Genomic DNA, 20,047 nt, shown 5'->3' with positions numbered 1-20,047 from the left:
CGCGCACTCACCGCTCAACGGCCTCGTTTTACGAGTGATCCAACTATTTTTCCGTCCGAACGTGGATTCAAGAGCGAACGTATGGACGTCCGTTTCATGTTGAATAGATCAGAGCATCCCTAACGCTTGAGTTAACCGGCGCGAACCCGCGCAGCGGGTTTGCGTCCGGCTGAACGAGTAAAAAGAGACTTCCTCCCCTTACGGCCTCGAAGGCCATGATGGTGTTGTGACACAACCGTCAGCAGAAGAGGAAGTCTCCATGAGCACTATAACCCTGGGTGTGGACTTGGCGAAGAGCGTGTTTTCGGTGTGCGCGATGAATGGTACCGGGCACGTGCTGGAACGACGGGAGTTCAAGCGTGAGGCGTTTGTCGCGTGGCTGGCGCAGCGTCCGGCGGGAACGGTGGTGGCGATGGAGGCGTGCAGCGGGGCGCACCACTGGGCGCGGCGCTGCCTGGCGTACGGGCTGCAGCCGCGGATCATCGCCGCGCAGTTCGTCACGCCGTTTCGCAAGAGGCGCAAGATCAAGAACGACCGTGCCGATGCCGAGGCGATCGCCACGGCGGTACGCCAGGGCAACATGCGCTTCGTGCCGGTCAAGTCGCTCGAGCAACAGGTGCGATTGTCCTGGCATCGGGTGGCCGAGGCGCGGCGCCTGCACGAGCGCGACCTCGATGCCGGTTTCGGCGCGGTGTGGTTGCCGCACGCGCTGGACCGCAAGTATCCGAATGCGGCGCGGGAGTGGGCTTGGCAATACGTGTTTCCCGCCAGCCTGCGCAGCGTCGACCCGCGCGGCGGCGTGGAGCGTCGGCATCACCTGGACGAGACCGTGCTGCAGCGCGCGGTGAAGGCGGCGGTGCGGCGTGCCGGCATCGCCAGGCCGGCGACCTGCCACACCCTGCGGCATTCGTTCGCCACGCACTTGCTGGAGGCCGGGCACGACATCCGCACCGTGCAGGAATTGCTGGGCCACGCGGACGTCAAGACCACGCAGATCTATACCCACGTGCTCAATCGCGGCGGCCACGGCGTGTCGAGCCCGCTGGACCGTTGAACGGCCGCGGGATCGCCCGCGGCGCGCGCTACGATAGCCGCCTTGCTCCCGCCGGAAACGCCAAGATGACGCTGTCGATCCGCCCCGCCACCGTGGCCGACGTCCCCGCGCTGTGCGCCTGGAACCTGGCGATGGCACGCGAGACCGAGGGCCTGGAGCTCGATCCGGCCGTGCTGGAGCGCGGCGTGCGCGGCGTGTTCGAGCAGCCGCAGCGCGGCTTCTATCTCGTGGCCGAGCGCGCCGGCGCGGCGCTGGGCGGCCTGCTGGTGACGCGCGAGTGGAGCGACTGGCGCAACGGCGACTACTGGTGGATCCAGAGCGTGTACGTGGTGCCGGAGGCGCGGCGCGATGGCGTGTTCCGCGCGCTCTATGCCGAGGTCGAGCGCCGCGCCCGCGCGGCGGGTGCGGCGAGCCTGCGCCTGTACGTGGAGGCGGCGAACCGGCGCGCGCAGCAGACCTATGCCGGGCTGGGCATGCAACCCAGCCATTACGCGATGTACGAACAGGCCCTTTGAGGGCGCGTGCCTCGCGGCGAGGCGAATCCCTCCGCGGGAATGTACCGGGTGCGTGAGGCCTGCCCGCGGGTGGCGACCGCATTCGCGCGCGCCTTGCGCCTCGGCAGGCGGGCGGGAAGGCTTTCGCGGGCCACGGCTTTCAGGCCGCCGTCGCGGCCAGCCAGCGGTCGAGTTCGGCCGCCGGCATCGGCGCGCCGTAGTGGAAGCCCTGCAGCAGGGTGCAGCCGGCCTCGCGCAGGAAGTCGGCCTGCGCGGCGGTTTCCACCCCCTCGGCGATCACCGTCTTGCCGAGGCTGCGGGCCATCGCGATGATCGCGCGGGTGATCGCGGCGGTGTCGGGATCGGCGATCACGTCGTGCACGAAGCTGCGGTCGATCTTCAGCGCGTCGACCGGGAAGTGCTTGAGGTAGGACAGGCTGCAGTAGCCGGTGCCGAAGTCGTCCAGCGACAGCCGCACGCCGCGCTGGCGGATGCGCTGCAGCAGCCGGGTGGTGGCGTCGCCGCCGGCCATCATCGTGCGCTCGGTCAGTTCCAGTTCGAGTTCGCCGGAGCCGATGCCGTAGCTGTCCAGCAGCGATTCGAGCTGCGGCTGGAAGCGCTCGTGCCGGAACTGCAGCGGCGACACGTTCACCGAGATGGGGATCGGGTGCCGGTGCTGCCGCCACTGCCGGGACTGCATGCAGGCCTGGTGCAGCACCCACTCGCCCAGCTCGGCGATCAGGCCGCTGTCCTCGGCGACCGGGATGAACTGGTCCGGCACGAACACGTCGTGGCCGTTGACCTGCCAGCGCAGCAGCGCCTCGGCACCGACGATGCGGCCGCTGTGCGCGTCCACCATCGGCTGGTAGTGCAGCGCCAGCGTCTCGTGCGCCAGCGCGTCGCGCAGCGCGCCCTCGATGTTGCGCAGCGTGGCGGCGCGTTCGCTCATCGCGGCGGTGTAGCGGCGCCAGCCGCCGCGGCCGGCCAGCTTCATCTCGTACGTCGCCGTGCCCGCGTGGCGCAGCAGCGCGTCGGCGCCGTCGGCATCGTCGGGAAACACGCTGATGCCGATGCTCATGCCCACCTGCGGCGACGGCGCGCCCGGCGGCGCGACGCGCGCGCACTGGCGCAGCAGCCGTTCGGCCAGCACGGTGGCCTCGCTGGCATCGTCCACGCGCGGCAGCAGCAGCGCGAACTCGTCGCCGTTGCAGCGGTACAGCGTCTCGTCCTCGCGCAGCGTCTCGCGCAGGCCCTGCGCCACCGCCTGCATCACCTGGTCGCCGCCCTCGTAGCCGAGCGTCTCGTTGATGCTGCGGAAATGGTCCATGTCCAGGTACAGCAGCGCGCAGCGCCAGTCGTGCAGCACCGCCCGCTGTACCGCCTGTTCGAGGTGTTCCGGCAGCAGGTTGCGGTTGGGCAGGCCGGTGAGCGCGTCGTGCTGGGTGAGGTGGATCATCTTCAGCGCCAGCGCGCGGTTCTCGCTGACGTCGTGGCACACCAGCACGCCGCCGATCACGTTGCCGGCGTGGTCGTGGATCGGTGCGGCGGAATCCTCGATCGGGGTCTCGAAGCCGTTGCGGTGGGCCAGCACCACCTTGCCGGACAGGTTGACGATCGCGTTGCGGCGGATCGCCTCGCGCAGCGGGTTCGGCACCTCCGCGCCGCCGTCCGCGTCGCGCAGCCGGAACACCTCGTCCATGCGCCGGCCCCTGGCCTCGCTGGCGCTCCAGCCGGTCATCGCCTCGGCGATCGGGTTGAGCGAGGTCACGTGCAGGCCGGTGTCGGTGGTCAGCACCGCGTCGCCGATCGAGTTCAGCGTGGCCTCGGCCAGCCGGCGCTCGCGGAACAGCGTGTCCTCGAACTGGCGGCGCTGGCTGATGTCCTGCACCTGGGTGACCACGTAGCGCATCTGGCCGGCGTCGTCGCGCACCTGCGACACGCTGAGTTGCACGTGCACGGCGTGGCCGTCGCGGTGCAGGTAGCGCTTCTCGGTGTGGTAGGCCACGCGATTGCCGTCGAGCAGCTGGCGCGCCAGCGCCTCGCTGGTGGCGAGGTCGTCCGGATGGGTGAGGTCGCGCCAGTTGCGCGCGAGCAGTTCCTGCTCGGTGTAGCCGAGCATCGTGCACAGCGCGGCGTTGACGCGCATGAACTGGCCGCCGGGGACGATCAGCGCCATGCCGATCGCGGCATGCTGGAACGCCTGGAAGAAGCGCTGCTCGCTCTCGCGCAGCTGCAGTTCCAGCGCATGCCGCTCGGTGATGTCGGTGAACACGGTGATGACGCCGCGCACGCGTCCCGCGGCGTCGCGGTCCGGCTGGAAATGCCCGTGCACGTAGCGGCGCAGCCGGCCGCTGGCGAGCTCGCCCTCGTAGTGTGTCGGCTGGCCGCCCAGCGCCTGCAGCAGCGCGGCGCGGGCGCCCAGGTAGCTCTGCGCGTCCAGCGTCTCGTTGACGCGCCGGCCGATCAGCTGCGCGGGATCGACGCCGAACCAGCGGCGATGGGTCTCGTTGACGAAGCGGAAGCGCAGGTCGGTGTCGACGAAGGCGATCAGCGCCGGTGCGTGCTGCAGCACGTGGCCGGCCAGGGCCAGCTCCGGCGGAATCGCGGAAACCGGCCCGTCACTGTTGCTGGACTGCATTGCCGTGGACACTTCGCTGCCTGCAAAGACCCGGTCGCCGACCCCGTACCGGCGCATCATGCGCCCGCGCACCGCCGGTTTGCATCAGCCGATTCGTGAACGATGCGTGCAGGCGGGTTGCGCCGCGCACCGCCGGCGACAGGGCTCAGTGCAGGGGCGTCGCCGGCGCGGCCAGCCGGCCGTCTTCGTCCAGCACGATGCGGCCCGGCGCCAGCAGTTCGGCGGTGCTGCCGTAGCGGGCGGCCAGCGCCGCCAGCAGCGGCCCCAGCGCCCGTGGCTGCAGCGGATAGCCGTGGGCGAGCAGGTGTGGCCGGCCGCCGTCGCCGCGCTGCGCCACGGTGACCGCCACCACGCCGAGGCCGGGCGCCTCGTGGGCATGGAGCTGCGGTGCGTCGTGGCGCGGATCGGCTGCCGCCAGCGGCTCCAGCAGCCAGCCGGCCTCGCCGTCCGCCTCCGGCGCCGATTGCAGGCGCAGCGGCAGGGCATGCGCGTCCAGCAGCGCGGCGTACTGGCGCAGCTCGAACACGATGCCGGCGAAGCCGTGGGCGCGTTCCGCCATGTCGCCCTCCTGCGCGGCCAGCCACGCGGCGGGCGATTGCGCCAGCACCCGGCCGCCTTCGTAGCGCAGCGCGAGGCCGCGCATGCTGAGCACGGATTCCTCGCGGTACGGCGTGAGCAAGGCCGCCTCCAGCAGGCTCCACAGCGGCGCGAGGTTGACGTGCTCGTACTGCACGCAGGTGAGCGCCATCAGGTCGTTGCGGCTGAGGTAGCGCGCGTGTTCCAGCTGCACGCCCAGCGTGCGCATCAGCCAGTCGGCGGTGCGCGCGCCGGCCTCGCCGCGGCCGACCAGCTGCACCTCGACCTGCTCGGCCAGCTCCGCGGCCAGCGCCTCCGGCGCCAGCAGCGACAGCGGCAGCAGGCGCAGCGGACCGTCGGCGAACTGCGGCGCGGGTTCCAGCGGCTGCGCCGGCATGCGGCCCTCGTGGCTGCCGAACGCCACCACCTGCTCCACGCCGGCGCGCGGCACGCGGCGGCCCAGCTCGTCCAGCGTGGCCCACACCGGGAAGCCGGGGCGCAGCAGCTCGACCGGGTCGAACAGCGCGCCCGCCAGCACCAGCCGCGCCTGCGCCACCTGCGGCAGCAGCGCGTGCAGGTCGGCGGCGACCAGGCCGGCCAGCGCGTCCGCCTCGTCGCGGCTCAGGCTGGCGCGCGGCGCGGTGCCGGCCACCGGTTCCAGCGCGAGCACGATGGGCAGGGCAATCAGGGCAGGGGCTTCCACGGCGGGGAAATCCGTGAGGGGAAAGCCGCCATTCTAGCAAGCGGGTCCGTGCCGCCCCCGCAGCCGCGGGCCGGTTTCGGTGAACGAAGCTCCACTTGCGCGGCCTGTCGCGCTTTCGCGCCGTGGCGGGGCGGGTTAGCCTTGCAGGCAAGTGCCCGCGGCACAGGGATGCGCTGCACGCGGGCAGGCACGCAGGTGCTTGCCCGACGGAAGCGCATCCGGACGCGTGCCGGATGCGCTGACTCGAAGCACCGTCCGGACGACGGTGCTTCCAGGTTTCCTCCACTTTGGATCGTCTCGGACATGGAACAGATGCAACGGCGCGTGGGCGTGATCGGCGGTGTGCGGATTCCGTTCTGTCGCAACAACACCGCCTACGCCGACGTGGGCAATTTCGGCATGTCGGTGAAGGTGCTCGGCGCACTGGTCGAGCGCTACGGCCTGCACGGGGTGGAACTGGGCGAGGTGGCGCTGGGCGCGGTGATCAAGCACGCCTCGGACTGGAACCTCGCGCGCGAGGCGCTGCTCTCCTCCGGCCTCGCCGCCACCACGCCGGGCATCACCACCGCGCGCGCCTGCGGCACCTCGCTGGACAACGCGATCATCGTGGCGAACAAGATCGCCTGCGGCCAGATCGAGGCCGGCATCGCCGCCGGCTCGGACACCACCAGCGACGTGCCGATCGTGTACGGCACCCGCCTGCGCAAGCGCCTGCTGGCGATCAACCGCGCGAAGACCCTGCAGGACAAGCTGAAGATCGCGCTGCACCGTTTCTCGCCGAAGGAGCTCAAGCCCTCCTTCCCCGGCGTCGCCGAGCCGCGCACCGGCAAGTCGATGGGTGACCACTGCGAGCAGATGGCGAAGCAGTGGCACATCGGGCGCGCGGCACAGGACGAGCTGGCGCTGGAAAGCCACCGCAAGCTCGCCGCCGCCTATGCAGCCGGTTTCTTCGAGGACCTGGTCGTGCCGTTCCGCGGCGTCCAGCGCGACGGCTTCCTGCGCCCCGACACCACGCTGGAGAAACTCGCCGCGCTGAAGCCCGCGTTCGACAAGACCTCGGGCCAGGGCACGCTCACCGCGGGCAATTCCACCGGCCTCTCCGACGGCGCGGCCGCGGTGCTGCTGGCCGGCGAGGACTGGGCGGCGCAGCGCGGCCTCAAGGTACAGGCCTGGTTCCGCGACGCCGAGGTGGCCGCGGTGGACTTCGTGCACGGCGAGGGCCTGCTGATGGCGCCCACTGTGGCGGTGCCGCGCCTGCTCAGGCGCCACGGCCTCACCCTGCAGGACTTCGACTACTACGAGATCCACGAGGCGTTCGCCGCCCAGGTGCTGTGCACGCTGCGCGCGTGGGAGTCGGCGGACTACTGCAGGAACCGGCTGGGCCTGGACGCGCCGCTGGGCGCGATCGATCCGGCGAAACTCAACGTGCACGGCTCCAGCCTCGCCGTGGGCCATCCCTTCGCCGCCACCGGCGCGCGCATCATCGCCACGCTGGCGAAGCTGCTGGAACAGAAGGGTTCGGGCCGCGGCCTGATCTCGATCTGCACCGCCGGCGGCATGGGCGTCACCGCGATCCTGGAGCGCTAGCTCCTGCCCCCCGCGTGCAGGGGAGGGTTGGGGCTTCAGCCGCGATTCGCCCGCGCGGGTGCATAAAGGCCGGCATGTTCCGCCTGCGCACCACCACCACCCTGAGCCTGCTCGTGCTGGCCGCCGGCGTCGCCGGCACGCAATGGCTCAGCGGCCTCAACACCGGCTGGGCCGGCCCCGGCGAGCGCGTGGCGGGCTTCGTGGCGGCCGCACGGCGCGCCGCGGCGCCTGCACGCGCGCCGGTCCGGGCGACGCCGCATCGCACGGCGCGCCGGCCGCTCGCCGTGGCCGTGGTGCATCGCCGGGTGCTGCCACCCGTCGTGACCATCGCGCAGGCCGGGGAAGCCGCGCCGCCGCCCGAGCTGGTGCCGCTGTCGATGCCGGATGCGCCGATGTCGTGGTCGCGGATGGCGGGCCATTTGCGTGGCCGCGTGCTGCTGCACGTCAGCATCGACGGCAACGGCCGCGTCAGCGACGCGGCGCTGGCCGAATCCAGCGGCGATCCCGTGCTCGACGCCCATGCGCTGGCCAGCGTGCGCGGCTGGCGCTTCGCCGTGCCGCCCGACCATCCCGGCGGCTTCAGCGGCGAGCTGCCGATGCGTTTCACCAGCGGCGACCGTCAGGTGGCGCAGGCGCCCTGACGGCAGCGGCACCTCACAGGACGCCCTTCACCCCTGCCCCGAACGCGGTGATCAGCCGCGTGTAGATCAGCTTCGGCGAGATCGCCACATCGGGGAAGTCGCCCACCGGCGTGTAGCACTGCCGGAATTTCGGGTTGTCGGGGGCGAGTGGCGCGCAGCCGGGCTTGATCTCGTAGCTGGTGGCGTAGCGGAACGGCCACAGGTCGAACAGCGGCAGGTGCGACGAGAGGTTGCCGATGGCGAGGCTGATGTCGCCGAGGACGGGGATGCCGGGTTCGCGCCTGCCGATGGTCCACGCGTTCTGCGGCAGGGTGTCCTCGAGGATGGAGTCGCGCAGCTCGCTGGCGAAACGGGGGTCCTGGACGATCACGGCCGCCTCGGTGTTGTAGTGGTCCGAGCGCGGGTCGAAGTTGTGCGAGCCGACCATCGCGAAACTGTCGTCCACCACCATCGACTTGGCGTGCAGGCTGTAGCGGCGGCCGTTGCTGCGCAGGGGCGCGGGGCGGTTGCGCTTGCCCTGGCTGCCGAACACGCCGGGGCGGCGTTCGTTGCCGGGGAACCGCCGGTGCGCTTTGCCTGGCGTGGCGATGGGCGTGCCGGCGGGGCCGTCGTCCTCGGTTTCGTTGGCTTCTTCGAATGCCTCTTCGGCGCTGTCGGCGTGCGGCTTCAGCTCGTGGATCTGGAAGCCGTATTCGGTGAGGTAGCGGCGGCGATGCTTGTAGGAGAGTGCGTAGACCGCGAACGCGTCCGTGGCGGCCAGCGAGTTGGTGGAGACGATGATGCCGGGTGGCGGGGTCTGCTTGCGCAGGTGCTTGAAGATGTCCTCCGCGCGCTTGCTGAGCACCAGGTAGGGCGTCTGCAGCACCACCTCGTGCTTCGCGTCGGCGACCATGCGCATCAGCTGCGCGGTGAGTTCGCGGGCGTCGCGCTTGTGCGGCTTGTCGGTCTTGGCCGGCAGGTCGCTGAAATAGTTCACCCGGCTCACCTGCAGGGTGTCGTCGGCTATCCAGGCGGCGAGCCAGTCGGGATCCTCCGCCTCGGCCTGGGCGCGCGCCACCCGCGCCGGATCGGTGTAGTGCGGCGCGGGCCAGCCGGGCGGCGCGCCGTCGCTGCGGATGCGCCGGTTGACGTCGCGCAGGCGGATCAGCGGCACCGAGCGCTTGTGGTTCCAGAACAGCGCGAAGCTGTCGGCCATCTCGCGGCCCACCGGGCCGCCGGCCATCACGTCGCGGTCGAGGTAGTCGAAGTCGGGATCCCAGTTGAAATAGCGGTTCTGGTAGTTGCGCCCGCCGGTGATGCCGATGGCGTCGTCCACCAGCAGCAGCTTGTTGTGCATGCGCTGGTTGAACTTCATGAAGCAGCACACGACGCCGGCGGCGAATTCCAGCGGCGGCGTCTGCGCGTCGTGGAAGGTGGGGTTGTACAGCTTCACCTCGAGGTTGCGGCTGACCCGCGCGAGGCGGTCGAGCAGTGCGAGGTCGCCGAAGGAAAACAGCTGGTCGGCGAGGATGCGCACCTTCACCCCGCGCCGCGCCGCCTGCACCAGCTCGTCGAGCATCAGCTGGCCGATGTCGTCCTCGTCCCAGATGTAGGTCTGCACGTCGATGCTGTGCTGCGCGGCGCGGATCAGGCTGAGGCGCGCCACCAGCGCGGCCTCGCTGTCGTCGAGCAGGGTGACGGCGTTGACCGGGTGTCCGGGCGTGGAGGCCGCGATCGCCTCTTGCGCGGCCTCCAGCAGGGGCGAGGGCTTGGCGCAACGGTCGGCCTGGTGGCAGGTGTCCCCGCGGCCGGGGCTGGCGGCGACGATGGCTCCGGCCTCGCGGATCTGGGCGCGCGTGAGCGCGCAGCCCGGCAGCAGGGCCACGCACGAGACCAGGAGAAGGAGGATGTACCGGCGCAGGTGCATGGCGACGGATGATAAGGGCTGCAAGGGCTGCATCAATCCGATGCGGACTGCAATGCGATGTCCAGACGCAGTTCGACGTCATCGGCGACGGTGGCGCGATGGCTGGTCATGCCGAATGCGCTGCGCTGCAGCTGGCCGACGAGCGCGACGCGGCATGCGGTCGGCGCGCAGCGCAGCGGCTGCAGCGCGAAGCGCACCGGCGCGGTGACGCCGCGCAGGCTGAGCCGTCCCGGCAACGCGCCACCGTGTTCGAGCGTGGCCAGCGGGAACGGGTCGGAGACGAAGTGGATGAGCGGATGGCGCGCGGCGTCGAAGAACTCGGGCGCCAGCATCCGGCGGCGCGAGGCCGGCGTGTCGGCGCCCAGGCTGGCCACGTCGATGCGCGCGTCGACCACCATGCTGCCCGCGGGCAGGCTGTCGTGCAGCGTGCCGTCGATGCGGCTGAAGCGGCCGTGGATCTCGCGCCACAGCAGGCGCACGCTGAAGGTGGCCTGCGAATGAGCGTTGTCGATGCGGTAGTCGGCGCCATGCGCGGTCGGCGGCAGCAGCACGAGCGCGAGCAGGGCGGCACGTGCGTGTCGCCTCACGGCGACCAGAACGCATCCAGTCGCGCGCTGGCCGGTTCCAGCGGGCCACTGCTGAGGTGCAGCACGGCCAGGCCGGCCGGCGGCATGCCGCGGAACTCGTCCGAGCGGCCTTCCACCAGCAGTGCCACCAGCCGCTCGATGCCGGGGTTGTGGCCCACCAGCAGCACGGTGCCGGCATCGGCGTGCTGGTCGAGCAGGGCGAGCAGCTCGCCGGGCGTGGCGTCGTAGATCTCGCCGGCCTGCTGCAGCGGCGGCGGATCGGCCAGCGCGGCCAGCGCCAGCTGCGCGGTTTCCTCGGCGCGCCGCGCCGGCGAGCACAGCGCGCGCAGCGGCCGCGCCCCGTGGCGGGCCAGCCATGCACCGGCGTCTTGCGCCTCGCGCCGGCCGTGCTCGCTCAGCGGGCGCTGGCGGTCGTCGCCGCTGCCGTCGGCGGGCAGGGCTTCGGCGTGGCGCAGCAGGATCAGTTCGTGCATGGAAAGCTCCGTGGAAAGGTGGTGGCGTGGCGCGCTCAGGCGGCGTGGCGCTTGATCCAGCGCAGCAGCGGCTTCCAGTCCTGCTGGTGGCTGCGCACCTGCTCGGACTGGTAGTCGAAGATGCCCTTGCCCAGCGCGGCCAGCAGCACGTAGGCCTGGCTGTCGCGCAGCTGGGCGACGACCGGGAACGGCGACTCCGCGGCCAGCTGCGCCACCGCGTCCTGGCTGGCACGGGTCCAGGGCTTGAGCCGGTTCGCCACCAGCGCCACCGGCAGCTTGCCGTTCTTGATGCGCTTGATCGACTGCAGTTCGCCGAGGAAGTGCGTGGTGGCGTCGAGGTCGAAGCTGGACGGCAGCACCGGCACCAGCAGCACGTCGGCCAGCTCGACGTAGGGTTCGAGTTCGCGCTCGCCGGAGCCGGCGGCGGTGTCGATCAGGAGCTGCTGCGTGTCCGGCGGCACGCGCTGCAGGGCCTTGCGGCCGCCCTCCAGCCCCAGCACGCCGGGCACGTGGTCGGGGCGGCGCGTGGCCCAGCGGAAGCTGGAGCCCTGGTGGTCGGCGTCCACGATGGCGGTGTGCTGCCCGGCCTGGGCCCAGTGCGACGCCAGCTGCGTCACCAGCGTGCTCTTGCCGCATCCGCCCTTGCTGCTTGCCACCAGCGTCGTAAGCATGGGTCGCCCCGGTCCGCGAAGGTGGCCCAAGCCTAACCGGTGTGGCCGGTCATGGGGAGTGCGCCGGCGCCGGGGCGGCCTGCGCGGGGTCCGGCGTCGCGGGCTGCCAGCTGGCCGGTGCGGTGGTGGAGACGCCGCTGGCGCGCAGTACGGCGGTGAGCTGGCTCATCTCGGTGCCGCCCTGCTTCGCGGCTGCCAGCAGTTGCCGCGCCGTCGCCGGATCATCCTGCGCGCGCAGCGCCAGCTGCGAATAGTTCTGCACCTGCCAGGTCAGGTCGCGACGCTGCTGGCGCGCATCCGCCTGCGCGGCCGCGTCGCCGAGCACCTCGCGCAGGCGCAGGCCCAGCGAGCGCGCCAGCGGGCTGGAACCCCATTCGAGCAGCTCGCCCAGCTTGAGGCAGTCGGCCTTGATCGCGGCATCCTCGCCGGCGTCCTCGCACAGCTTGGCCGCCACCGGCAGTGCGGGGCGCGGCTGCAGCCGGGCGTTGCCCAGCACGATCAGCGCCTGCACGCCGACCGCGCCGCTCGCCCCCTGCGTGGCCGGCGGCGGGGGCAGGGCGTCCACCACGCCGGCCAGCGCGCTGAGGCTGCTGCCGGCGTAGTCGTCATAGGACTTGGCGGCGGCGGCCCTGGCCAGGTCGTCGCGTGCCGCGTCGGACTTCATGTCGCGGGTGTCGAGGCCCAGCTTGAGCAGCCACGGCGCGGCGTTGTCCGGCGCCTGCTCCAGCAGCTTGCGCAGCGCGGTGGCGTTCGGGCAGGCGTCGGCCCTCGCGTCGCAGTCGGCGAGGCGCGCCCACTGCACGGCGGGACCGGCATCACCGGTGGCGGCGGCACGGCTGATCAGTGCATGGAAGCTGTTGGTCTTCGGCTGCTTCGGCAGCGGTCGGGCCAGCAACGCCGCGCCCAGCAGCGGTTGTGCGGTGGCGCGCAGCGCCAGCACGCTGACCAGGTCGCGCTGGAACGATTGCAGCGCCTGCTCGCGCGGATTGCTGCCGGCGGCCGTCGCGGCAGTGGCCGGCTGCTGCAATGGCGGCGCGGCGAATGCCGCAGGTGCGGCGACCAGCGACAGGGTGCCGGCAAGGGCGAGGCGATGCCATCCGCGCATGGGGTGCTCCAGCGATCACGGGAGCGCCAGCTTAGCGGCCGGGCGTTGAGGATGCTCTGAACGATGTCTGAGCCGGCGACGGCCGCAGCGGGCCTGCCTGCAGGCGGGTTGCTAGGATGGCCGCTCGTTCGCGCGCCCGACGCGCTCCACACCACAGGGGTGGGAGGACATGCCGTGAATCATTTTTCCAGTTTCGCCGACGGCGCGCCGTGGTTCGCCGGCTGGGGCACGCTGGCGCTGATCAACGCGGGCCTCGCGCAGGGCAAGAACCGCAGCGGCCTGATCTGGTTCCTGCTCTCGCTGCCGTTCGGCCCGCTGGCGACACTGGCGCTGGTGCTGCTGCCGAAGGTGCGCGGCAAGCTGTTCTGAAGGGAGGCGCGAGCCCCGGTCGCGGCTGCAGCCGCCGCTACTCTCCCAGCGCCTCGCGCATGAATTCCGGCTGGGCCAGCGCGGCCTTGTGGATCTCGGCGTTGTAGTAGCGGGTGGGGAAGCCCTTGCTGATCGCGCCGCGCTCGCGGAAGCCGCTGAGGTCGCCGCCCTTGCGCGCCATGGTGCAGCTCCACCAGCCGGTGGGGTAGCACGGCTGCGGGAACGGCAGGGTCTTCACCGCGCTGAAGCCGGCGGTGCGCATCGCCGCGCGCATCGACTTGATCAGTTCGATATGCGCCAGCGGCGACTCGCTCTGCTGCACCAGCAGGCCGCCGTGGCGCAGCGCCTTGAAGCAGCTGGCGTAGAACGCGGCGTTGAACAGGCCTTCGGCCGGGCCCACCGGGTCGGTGGAGTCCACGATCACCAGGTCGATCGACTCCGGCTCGGCCTCGGCCATGTACTTGATGCCGTCGATGAACAGCAGCTCGGCGCGCGGGTCGTTGTTCGATTCGCACAGCTCGGGGAAGTACTGCTCGGCGAGGCGGGTCACGCGCTCGTCGATCTCCACCTGGGTGGCCTTCTCCACTTCCTCGTGCTTCAGCACCTCGCGCAGCGTGCCGCAGTCGCCGCCGCCGATGATCACCACGCGCTTGGCGCGCGCGTGGGTGAACAGCGCCGGGTGGGTCATCATCTCGTGGTAGAGGAAGTTGTCGCGCGTGGTCAGCATCACGCAGCCGTCGATCACCATCAGCTTGCCCCAGTCGGTGGTCTGGTGGATCTCGATGGTCTGGAACGGCGTCTTCTCCGCGTGCAGCAGTTGCTCGGTACGGAAGCCGATGGAGGAGCCGGAGGCCTGGTGGGCCTCGGTGAACCAGCTGATCTGCTGCGACATGGGTGTTCCTGGGGATTCGAACGGGATGTTTGGCCGCCCATTGTAGCCGAGCCGTAGCGGATGGGCTGTTACAATGCCGCTTCCGGTGCGCGACGCGCGCCGTAGGAGCATGGGCGGTAGAAACGTCCGAGGCGAAAAGCTTGCCGTGCGAGGGCAGGTTTTCGACGGTTCGCAGCCCCGTAGTGGTTCTATGGGGCAAGAAGCGGCGGAAATATGCACCGCACGGCGAGCTTTGCAGCCCGGGTGGCTTCTACCGCTCGCGCTCCTGAAGCGCGATCGGCCCCGCGGCGTGCGAGGCTTCCGGCCCATCGTGCTTATCTGCGTCAAGGCTCGCCGCTGCGACGACATGCATTCCGTTTTCACAAGGAGACTCTCCATGTCGAAGCCCTGGACCGTGGCCGATGCCCGCCACACCTATGCCGTGGCCCACTGGGGCGACGGCTACGTCGATGTCGACGAGGCCGGCGGGATCGCGATACGTCCGCATGGTGCGCGCGGCCCGGCGCTGTCGCTGCCGGCGATCGTCGAGCGCGCGCGCGCCGAAGGACTGCGCCTGCCGCTGCTGGTGCGCTTTCCGGACATCCTCGCCGACCGCCTTGCGCGCCTGCAGGCCGCGTTCGCCAAGGCGATCGGCGAGTGGAACTATGCGGCCGGCTATACGGCCATCTACCCGATCAAGGTGAACCAGCAGCGCGGCGTGGCCGGCGAGCTGGTGGCCGCGGGCGCCGAGGGCTTCGGCCTGGAAGCCGGCTCGAAACCGGAATTGATGGCGGTGCTGGCGATGGCGCGGCCCGGCTCCATCGTGATCTGCAACGGCTACAAGGACCGCGAGTACATCCGCCTCGCGCTGATCGGCCGCAAGCTCGGCCTGCGCGTGCACGTCGTGATCGAGAAGCTGTCCGAACTGGACCACGTGTTCGCCGAGGCGAAGGCGCTGGGCGTGGAGCCGCTGCTCGGCGTGCGCGTGCGGCTGGCTTCGATCGGCGCCGGCAAGTGGCAGAACACCGGCGGCGACAAGGGCAAGTTCGGGCTGTCGCCGGCGCAGGTGCTCACCCTGATCGAGCGGCTGGACCAGGCCGGCCTCAAGCACACGCTGAAGCTGCAGCATTTCCACATGGGCTCGCAGATCTCCAACGTGCGCGACATCGCCAACGGCATGCGCGAGGCCACGCGCTATTTCGTCGAACTCACCCGCATGGGCGTGCCACTGGAGATCGTCGACGTGGGCGGCGGCCTGGGGGTGGACTACGAAGGCTCGCGCTCGCGCAGCCACAACTCGATCAACTACTCGATCGAACAGTACGCCGCCACCATCGTGCAGTCGCTGGCCGAGGCGGTGGAGGCGGAAGGCCTGCAGGCGCCGCACATCCTCACCGAGGCGGGCCGCGCGATGACCGCGCACCACGCCGTGCTGGTGGTCAACGTGAGCGAGGTGGAGGAAGTGCCGGCCGGCACGATCCCGCCGGTGGCGCAGGACGAGCCCGCGGTGCTGCGCCGCCTGCGCGAGGTGCATGGCGAACTCGACCAGCGTCCCGCGCTGGAGCTGTTCCACGAGGCCCAGCACCACCTCAGCGAAGGCCAGGCGCTGTACGCACTGGGCCAGCTGGCGCTGGCCGACCGCGCCCGGCTGGACGAGATGTACTACGCCATCGCCAACGCGGTGCGCGCGCGCCTGCTGCCGGGCGAGCGCTCGCACCGCGCCGCGCTGGACGAGCTGGACGAGAAGCTGGTCGACAAATACTTCGTCAACTTCTCGGTGTTCGAGTCGGTGCCCGACATCTGGGCGATCGACCAGATCTTCCCGATCGCGCCGATCGCGCGGCTGGACGAGGAGCCCACCCGGCGCGGCGTGATCGTCGACCTCACCTGCGATTCCGACGGCCGCATCGACGACTACGTCGATGCCGAGGGCGTGGATGTGAGCCTGCCGCTGCACGCGCTGCGGGACGGCGAGAGCTACCGCCTCGGCATCTTCATGGTCGGCGCCTACCAGGAGACGCTGGGCGACATCCACAACCTGTTCGGCGACACCGACGCGGTGAACGTGCGCGTAGCCGGCGATTCGTATGTCTTCGCGCACCGGCGCCGCGGCGACACCACCGACCTGATGCTGGACTACGTGGGCTACGACCTCGCCGCCTTGCGCGTCAGCTACCGCGAGCGCATCGCCGCCGCGGGCATCGCGGGCGAGGCGGCCGAGCAGCTGTACCGCACGCTGGATGGCGGCCTGACTGCCTACACCTACCTTGCCGAGGAAGGCTGATCCGTCTTGCACCAACGGCCTGATGGTGCCGTCACATCCACTGCCTACAATGGGCCTCCCCCTCACGGAGTACCCCCATGGGCAGTCTCGACGGCAAGGTGGCCCTGATCACGGGCGCGGCCAGCGGCATCGGCAAGGCGATCGCGGAGCTGTACGCGAAGCAGGGCGCGAAGGTGGCGATCTGCGACATCAACCAGCAGGCGGCCGACGCCGCGGCGGCGGAAATCAACGCCGCGGGTGGCCAGGCCATCGGCATCGCGATGGACGTCACCGACGAGACTGCGGTGGACACGGGCACCGACAAGGTGGTGTCCGCCTTCGGCGCGCTGGACATCCTGGTTTCCAACGCCGGCGTGCAGATCATCAACCCGATCGACCAGTTCGCCTTCGCCGACTGGAAGAAGATGCTGGCGATCCACCTCGATGGCGGCTTCCTCACCACCCGCGCCGCGCTGCGCCACATGTACCGGGGCGACCGCGGCGGCATCGTGATCTACATGGGCTCGGTGCATTCCCACGAGGCCTCGAAGCTGAAGGCGCCCTACGTCACCGCCAAGCACGGCCTGCTCGGCCTGGCCCGCACGCTGGCGAAGGAAGGCGCGCCGCACAACGTGCGCTCGCACGTGATCTGCCCCGGCTTCGTGCGCACGCCGCTGGTGGAGAAGCAGATTCCCGAACAGGCGAAGGAGCTGGGCATCAGCGAGGCCGACGTGATCAAGAACGTGATGCTGAAGGACACCGTGGACGGCGTGTTCACCACCGTCGACGACATCGCGCAGACCGCGCTGTATCTCGCCACGTTCTCCTCCGCCGCGCTGACCGGACAGAGCTTCGTGGTCAGCCACGGCTGGTTCATGCAGTAAGGCCATGGCGGGCAACGGCCACAAGCAAGGCTCGCCGCTGGCCGAGGCCGTGGCGCGCGACTACCGCACCGTGGCGCTGGTGCTGCAGGGCGGCGGTGCGCTGGGCGCCTACCAGGCCGGCGTGGTCGAGGCGCTGGAGGAAGTGCGGCTGCGTCCCGACTGGATCGCCGGCATCTCGATCGGCGCGCTGAACGCGGCGATCATCGCGGGCAATCCGCCGGAGCGTCGCATCGAACGCCTGCGCGCGTTCTGGGACACGATCTGCCGGGCCTCGCCGTGGCCGCCCGTCGCGTTGCCGGCGGCGTTCGATGCCCGCCACTGGCCGCTGGTGCTGCAGAACGGGCTCAGCGGCCTTGCGGCGTGGCGCGCCCTGGTCCAGGGCCAGCCCGGTTTCTTCCGCCCGCGCCTGCCGCCGCCGTTCCTGCAGGCGCAGGCCACGCCCGCCACCGCGAGCTGGTACGACACCACGCCCTTGCGCGCCACGCTGGAAGAACTGGTCGATTTCGACCGCGTCAACGATGCGCGCGCGATGCGCGTGTCGGTGGGCGCGGTGCACGTGCGGAGCGGCAACTTCGTCTATTTCGACAACACGCGCAGCGCCTCGGGCCCGAGCACTTCATGGCCTCCGGCGCGCTGCCGCCGGGCTTTCCCGCGGTGGAGATCGACGGTGAGTACTACTGGGACGGCGGGGTGGTTTCCAACACGCCGCTCTATCGCGTGCTCACCGAACAGCCGCAGCGCGACATGCTGGTGTTCCAGGTCGACCTGTGGAGCGCGCAGGGCGAGTTGCCGCACGACATGCCCGGCGTGGCCGAGCGCAGCAAGGAGATCCAGTATTCCAGCCGCACCCGGCTGATGACCGAATACATGCACGAGAGTCGCCGGCGCCAGCGCCTGCTGCAGGAACTGCTGGCGCTGGTGCCGCCGGAACGTCGCGCCGACCCGGCCTATCGCCGGGCCGAATGCGAGGCGAACGGCGCGCTGGTCAACCTGATCCACCTGATCTACCGCGACAAGCCCTACGAGGGCCACTACAAGGACTACGAGTTCAGCGCGGCCAGCATGCACGGCCACTGGCGCAGCGGCCTCGCCGACATGCGCCACACGCTGGCGCATCCGAAGTGGTTCGAAGCGCCTCCGGCGGACCGGCCGTTCGTGACCCACGACGTGCACCGGGAGTGAGGACGACCCTTGCCGGTCGCCCCGCTTCAGCCCCGATAGGGTCCGCCGGTCTCGCCCCAGCCCCAGGCCGGCATGGGCGCCTGCTCGTCGGGTAGCTGCCCGAGCTGCGAGTTCATTACGGCGAGCCGCGTGCCCCATTCCACGTAGCCGACGAAGGCGGAACGGAATTCCGGGTCGTCCGGCAGGCCGGCGGCGTCGGCGCACTCCAGCAGCAGCGCCATCCAGCGTGCGCGCTGCGCTTCGCTCAGGTGTCGCCCCACGTGTTTCGCCAGCATGGCGTGGTGGCCGCCGCGCTGCTCGCTGTAGCCAGCCGGGCCGCCGAACACTTCGGCAATGAACAGCGCGACGAAGCGGGGATGGTGGGCATCCATGCGCGCAAACAGGGGCGCCAGCAGCGGATCGTCCGGCACGCGCTGGTAGAAGATCTCGGTGAGGCGCTCGAACGCAGGCAGGCCGCCGGCCCATGCGTAGAGACTGGGAATCCCGTCATCGCTCATGGCGACCGGGTCCGCTGCACCGTCGTCGCCCGGTAGTGGCGCATTTCCTCGATCATGTCCACGTAGGGCTTGATCGCGGCGAAGAAGGCGCGGAACTCCGCGCTGCCGCGGAAGCCCTGCATGTGGCCTTCCACCGAGTCCCATTCGATGCGCAGGATGTAGCTGCCCGGCTCGTCCAGGCAACAGGCCAGCTCGTAGCCCAGGCAGTGCGCGGAGGCATCCAGGCTGCGCGCGGCTTCGGCGTAATCCTGTTCGAACCGGGCCGCCTGTGCCGGCGGAATCTTGTAGCGGATGTACTCGACGGTCATGCTCGATCCTCACGGAGTGTCATGGTCACTCCCGATTCTGCATCTACCGCCTGCGCCAAAGATACGCACCGGAAAGTTACCTGCCTCGCCACGAGCCGTCGCATGAGCCAACCTCAGCACAAGACCTTCGCCTGTCCCGTCGACGTGACGCTGAGCCTGATCCACGGCAAGTGGAAGCCGATGATCCTGTGGCAGCTGTCGACACGCCGGCGGCGCTTCAGCGATTTGCAGGCAGCGATGCCGCAGGTGGCGCACAAGGTGCTCAGCCAGCAGCTGCGGCAACTCGAGGCGGACGGATTGATCTGCCGCGTGACGCGCGATGCGCGCGGGCAGCGCATGGACTACGAGCTGACCGCATTCGGCCGCAGCCTGCGGCCGGCGCTGAACGCGTTGGCGAGCTGGGGCAAGACCCACCATCGCGCGCTGGGCGTGGAGTACGGCGGTTCCCGCGCGGGCGGTTGATCGCCTGGCGCGATCGCCTCAGTCCCGGTGCACCTGCAGGCCGGCCGCCGACTGGCTGGTCGGCATGATCTCCAGGCGGTTGACGTTGAGGTGCGGCGGCAGGTTGGCGATCCACCAGATCGTGTCGGCGATGTCGCCGGCGGTGATCGGGTGGGCGCCGGCGTAGAGCTGGTCGGAGGCGGCCTGGTCGCCACGGGTGCGCACCAGGGTGAATTCGGTCTCGGCCATGCCGGGCTCGATCGAGGTGACGCGCACGCCGGTGCCGTGCAGGTCCGTGCGCAGGTTCTGCGAGAACTGGCTGACGAAGGCCTTGGTGCCGCCGTAGACGTTGCCGCCGCGGTAGGGGTAGCTGCCCGCGATCGAGCTGATGTTGACGATCGCGCCGCGGCGCTCGATCAGCCCGGGCAGCAGCCGATGGGTCATCGTGGCCAGCGCGGTGACGTTGGTGGCTATCATCTGCTTCCACTGCGCGAGATCGGCCTGCTGCGCCGGCGCGGTACCCAGCGCGAGGCCGGCGTTGTTCACCAGCAGGTCGATGCCGGTGAAGCCTGCCGGCAGGCCGGCGACCGCCGCGTGCAGCGCGGCTTCGTCGCGGATGTCGAAGGCGGTCGCGTGCACCTTGTCGGCGCCGTGCCTGTCCACCAGCTGCTGCAGGCGCTCGGCGCGGCGGCCGCTGGCGATCACCCGCCAGCCGCCGGCCACGAAGCGTTCCACGGTGGCGGCGCCGAAGCCGGCGGTGGCGCCGGTGATCCAGGCGGTCTTGGTGCTCATACGGG

Annotated in this window: 20 protein-coding genes and 1 pseudogene; 10 read left to right on the top strand and 11 right to left on the bottom strand. The window is 70.7% G+C overall.

The window, feature by feature from the left end; translation table 11 throughout:
• Positions 1 to 259 precede the first annotated feature (259 nt).
• Both ABQJ56_RS16830 and ABQJ56_RS16825 read left to right on the top strand, forming a co-directional pair.
• A complete protein-coding gene (locus tag ABQJ56_RS16830) occupies positions 260 to 1,054 on the top strand; it encodes a tyrosine-type recombinase/integrase (protein ID WP_367846180.1) in 795 nt (264 codons plus the stop codon).
• 65 nt (positions 1,055 to 1,119) lie between these two features.
• The gene (locus ABQJ56_RS16825; RefSeq protein WP_367846179.1) at positions 1,120 to 1,569 is read left to right on the top strand and encodes a GNAT family N-acetyltransferase; all 450 of its coding nucleotides are present in this window, start codon (positions 1,120 to 1,122) and stop codon (positions 1,567 to 1,569) included.
• 139 nt (positions 1,570 to 1,708) lie between these two features.
• On the opposite strand, the gene ABQJ56_RS16820 is transcribed toward ABQJ56_RS16825, so the two are convergent.
• Together ABQJ56_RS16820 and ABQJ56_RS16815 are read right to left on the bottom strand one after the other, a co-directional pair.
• Positions 1,709 to 4,198, bottom strand: coding sequence for a sensor domain-containing protein (locus ABQJ56_RS16820; protein WP_367846178.1), 2,490 nt, complete (start codon positions 4,196 to 4,198; stop codon positions 1,709 to 1,711).
• Between the two features lie 133 nt (positions 4,199 to 4,331).
• Positions 4,332 to 5,465, bottom strand: coding sequence for a hypothetical protein (locus ABQJ56_RS16815; RefSeq protein WP_367846177.1), 1,134 nt, complete (start codon positions 5,463 to 5,465; stop codon positions 4,332 to 4,334).
• 303 nt (positions 5,466 to 5,768) lie between these two features.
• On the opposite strand from ABQJ56_RS16815, the gene ABQJ56_RS16810 reads away from it, so the two are divergent.
• Positions 5,769 to 7,052 (top strand): acetyl-CoA C-acetyltransferase, encoded by a 1,284-nt coding sequence (locus ABQJ56_RS16810; protein WP_367846176.1) that lies wholly within the window; start codon positions 5,769 to 5,771, stop codon positions 7,050 to 7,052.
• A 74-nt stretch (positions 7,053 to 7,126) separates the two neighbouring features.
• Complete coding sequence (locus ABQJ56_RS16805) at positions 7,127 to 7,693, top strand: energy transducer TonB family protein (protein WP_367846175.1); 567 nt, start codon at positions 7,127 to 7,129, stop codon at positions 7,691 to 7,693.
• 13 nt (positions 7,694 to 7,706) lie between these two features.
• On the opposite strand, the gene ABQJ56_RS16800 is transcribed toward ABQJ56_RS16805, so the two are convergent.
• From ABQJ56_RS16800 to ABQJ56_RS16780, 5 genes are read right to left on the bottom strand one after another with little or no spacing between them, the layout of a single operon-like run.
• On the bottom strand, positions 7,707 to 9,599 hold the full coding sequence (locus ABQJ56_RS16800; protein WP_367846174.1) for a phospholipase D-like domain-containing protein: 1,893 nt from the start codon (positions 9,597 to 9,599) through the stop codon (positions 7,707 to 7,709).
• Positions 9,600 to 9,631: 32 nt separating this feature from the next.
• On the bottom strand, positions 9,632 to 10,186 hold the full coding sequence (locus ABQJ56_RS16795) for a YceI family protein (RefSeq protein ID WP_367846173.1): 555 nt from the start codon (positions 10,184 to 10,186) through the stop codon (positions 9,632 to 9,634).
• Positions 10,183 to 10,659 (bottom strand): SixA phosphatase family protein, encoded by a 477-nt coding sequence (locus ABQJ56_RS16790; RefSeq protein WP_367846172.1) that lies wholly within the window; start codon positions 10,657 to 10,659, stop codon positions 10,183 to 10,185. The genes ABQJ56_RS16795 and ABQJ56_RS16790 overlap by 4 nt, the downstream gene beginning before the upstream one ends.
• A gap of 35 nt (positions 10,660 to 10,694) precedes the next feature.
• Positions 10,695 to 11,330, bottom strand: coding sequence for a nucleotide-binding protein (locus ABQJ56_RS16785; RefSeq protein WP_367846171.1), 636 nt, complete (start codon positions 11,328 to 11,330; stop codon positions 10,695 to 10,697).
• 49 nt (positions 11,331 to 11,379) lie between these two features.
• Positions 11,380 to 12,435 carry a hypothetical protein gene (locus ABQJ56_RS16780; protein ID WP_367846170.1) on the bottom strand — a complete coding sequence of 352 codons (1,056 nt, stop codon included), beginning with the start codon at positions 12,433 to 12,435 and terminating at the stop codon, positions 11,380 to 11,382.
• A gap of 174 nt (positions 12,436 to 12,609) precedes the next feature.
• Here ABQJ56_RS16780 and ABQJ56_RS16775 point away from each other — a divergent pair, with 174 nt between their 5' ends.
• Positions 12,610 to 12,804, top strand: a complete 195-nt coding sequence (locus tag ABQJ56_RS16775) for an antitermination protein NusB (RefSeq protein WP_367846169.1) — start codon at positions 12,610 to 12,612, stop codon at positions 12,802 to 12,804.
• Positions 12,805 to 12,841: 37 nt separating this feature from the next.
• Here the strand turns inward: ABQJ56_RS16775 and speE are convergent, their stop codons facing one another.
• Positions 12,842 to 13,696, bottom strand: a complete 855-nt coding sequence (speE, locus tag ABQJ56_RS16770; RefSeq protein ID WP_367846168.1) for a polyamine aminopropyltransferase — start codon at positions 13,694 to 13,696, stop codon at positions 12,842 to 12,844.
• A gap of 376 nt (positions 13,697 to 14,072) precedes the next feature.
• Between speE and speA the strand changes: the two genes are divergently transcribed.
• The 4 genes and pseudogenes from speA to ABQJ56_RS16750 all read left to right on the top strand — a co-directional run bounded on the left by speA (position 14,073) and on the right by ABQJ56_RS16750 (position 18,004).
• Positions 14,073 to 15,959: an arginine decarboxylase gene (speA, locus tag ABQJ56_RS16765; protein ID WP_367846167.1), complete on the top strand. Its 1,887-nt coding sequence runs from the start codon at positions 14,073 to 14,075 to the stop codon at positions 15,957 to 15,959.
• Between the two features lie 77 nt (positions 15,960 to 16,036).
• Positions 16,037 to 16,822, top strand: coding sequence for a 3-hydroxybutyrate dehydrogenase (locus tag ABQJ56_RS16760; RefSeq protein WP_367846166.1), 786 nt, complete (start codon positions 16,037 to 16,039; stop codon positions 16,820 to 16,822).
• Between the two features lie 4 nt (positions 16,823 to 16,826).
• Positions 16,827 to 17,333 (top strand): annotated as a pseudogene (locus tag ABQJ56_RS16755) (patatin-like phospholipase family protein); the annotation flags it as partial.
• 107 nt (positions 17,334 to 17,440) lie between these two features.
• Positions 17,441 to 18,004: a DUF3734 domain-containing protein gene (locus ABQJ56_RS16750; protein WP_367846165.1), complete on the top strand. Its 564-nt coding sequence runs from the start codon at positions 17,441 to 17,443 to the stop codon at positions 18,002 to 18,004.
• 26 nt (positions 18,005 to 18,030) lie between these two features.
• Here the strand turns inward: ABQJ56_RS16750 and ABQJ56_RS16745 are convergent, their stop codons facing one another.
• Positions 18,031 to 18,501 (bottom strand): group II truncated hemoglobin, encoded by a 471-nt coding sequence (locus ABQJ56_RS16745; RefSeq protein ID WP_367846164.1) that lies wholly within the window; start codon positions 18,499 to 18,501, stop codon positions 18,031 to 18,033.
• On the bottom strand, positions 18,498 to 18,809 hold the full coding sequence (locus ABQJ56_RS16740; RefSeq protein WP_367846163.1) for an antibiotic biosynthesis monooxygenase family protein: 312 nt from the start codon (positions 18,807 to 18,809) through the stop codon (positions 18,498 to 18,500). The genes ABQJ56_RS16745 and ABQJ56_RS16740 overlap by 4 nt, the downstream gene beginning before the upstream one ends.
• Positions 18,810 to 18,911: 102 nt before the next feature.
• Between ABQJ56_RS16740 and ABQJ56_RS16735 the strand changes: the two genes are divergently transcribed.
• Entirely contained in the window at positions 18,912 to 19,271 is a 360-nt protein-coding gene (locus tag ABQJ56_RS16735; protein ID WP_367846162.1) for a winged helix-turn-helix transcriptional regulator, read from the top strand.
• Between the two features lie 18 nt (positions 19,272 to 19,289).
• On the opposite strand, the gene ABQJ56_RS16730 is transcribed toward ABQJ56_RS16735, so the two are convergent.
• Positions 19,290 to 20,042 (bottom strand): SDR family NAD(P)-dependent oxidoreductase, encoded by a 753-nt coding sequence (locus ABQJ56_RS16730; RefSeq protein ID WP_367846161.1) that lies wholly within the window; start codon positions 20,040 to 20,042, stop codon positions 19,290 to 19,292.
• Positions 20,043 to 20,047 lie beyond the last annotated feature (5 nt).

It is taken from the genome of Rhodanobacter geophilus (assembly GCF_040812275.1).
GTDB lineage: Bacteria > Pseudomonadota > Gammaproteobacteria > Xanthomonadales > Rhodanobacteraceae > Rhodanobacter_A > Rhodanobacter_A geophilus.
The sequence above is the reverse complement of the archived record's forward strand: the minus strand, read 5'-3'. Positions and strand labels throughout refer to the sequence as shown.

Bases quoted from the DNA above. Each gene is read 5' to 3' on its own strand.
- ABQJ56_RS16830 (WP_367846180.1), top strand. From the start codon at position 260: ATGAGCACTATAACCCTGGGTGTGGACTTGGCGAAGAGCGTGTTTTCG.
- ABQJ56_RS16825 (WP_367846179.1), top strand. From the start codon at position 1,120: ATGACGCTGTCGATCCGCCCCGCCACCGTGGCCGACGTCCCCGCGCTG.
- ABQJ56_RS16810 (WP_367846176.1), top strand. From the start codon at position 5,769: ATGGAACAGATGCAACGGCGCGTGGGCGTGATCGGCGGTGTGCGGATT.
- ABQJ56_RS16805 (WP_367846175.1), top strand. From the start codon at position 7,127: ATGTTCCGCCTGCGCACCACCACCACCCTGAGCCTGCTCGTGCTGGCC.
- ABQJ56_RS16800 (WP_367846174.1), bottom strand. From the start codon at position 9,599: ATGCACCTGCGCCGGTACATCCTCCTTCTCCTGGTCTCGTGCGTGGCC.
- ABQJ56_RS16790 (WP_367846172.1), bottom strand. From the start codon at position 10,659: ATGCACGAACTGATCCTGCTGCGCCACGCCGAAGCCCTGCCCGCCGAC.
- ABQJ56_RS16785 (WP_367846171.1), bottom strand. From the start codon at position 11,330: ATGCTTACGACGCTGGTGGCAAGCAGCAAGGGCGGATGCGGCAAGAGC.
- ABQJ56_RS16780 (WP_367846170.1), bottom strand. From the start codon at position 12,435: ATGCGCGGATGGCATCGCCTCGCCCTTGCCGGCACCCTGTCGCTGGTC.
- speE (WP_367846168.1), bottom strand. From the start codon at position 13,696: ATGTCGCAGCAGATCAGCTGGTTCACCGAGGCCCACCAGGCCTCCGGC.
- speA (WP_367846167.1), top strand. From the start codon at position 14,073: ATGTCGAAGCCCTGGACCGTGGCCGATGCCCGCCACACCTATGCCGTG.
- ABQJ56_RS16760 (WP_367846166.1), top strand. From the start codon at position 16,037: ATGGGCAGTCTCGACGGCAAGGTGGCCCTGATCACGGGCGCGGCCAGC.
- ABQJ56_RS16750 (WP_367846165.1), top strand. From the start codon at position 17,441: ATGGCCTCCGGCGCGCTGCCGCCGGGCTTTCCCGCGGTGGAGATCGAC.
- ABQJ56_RS16745 (WP_367846164.1), bottom strand. From the start codon at position 18,501: ATGAGCGATGACGGGATTCCCAGTCTCTACGCATGGGCCGGCGGCCTG.
- ABQJ56_RS16740 (WP_367846163.1), bottom strand. From the start codon at position 18,809: ATGACCGTCGAGTACATCCGCTACAAGATTCCGCCGGCACAGGCGGCC.
- ABQJ56_RS16735 (WP_367846162.1), top strand. From the start codon at position 18,912: ATGAGCCAACCTCAGCACAAGACCTTCGCCTGTCCCGTCGACGTGACG.
- ABQJ56_RS16730 (WP_367846161.1), bottom strand. From the start codon at position 20,042: ATGAGCACCAAGACCGCCTGGATCACCGGCGCCACCGCCGGCTTCGGC.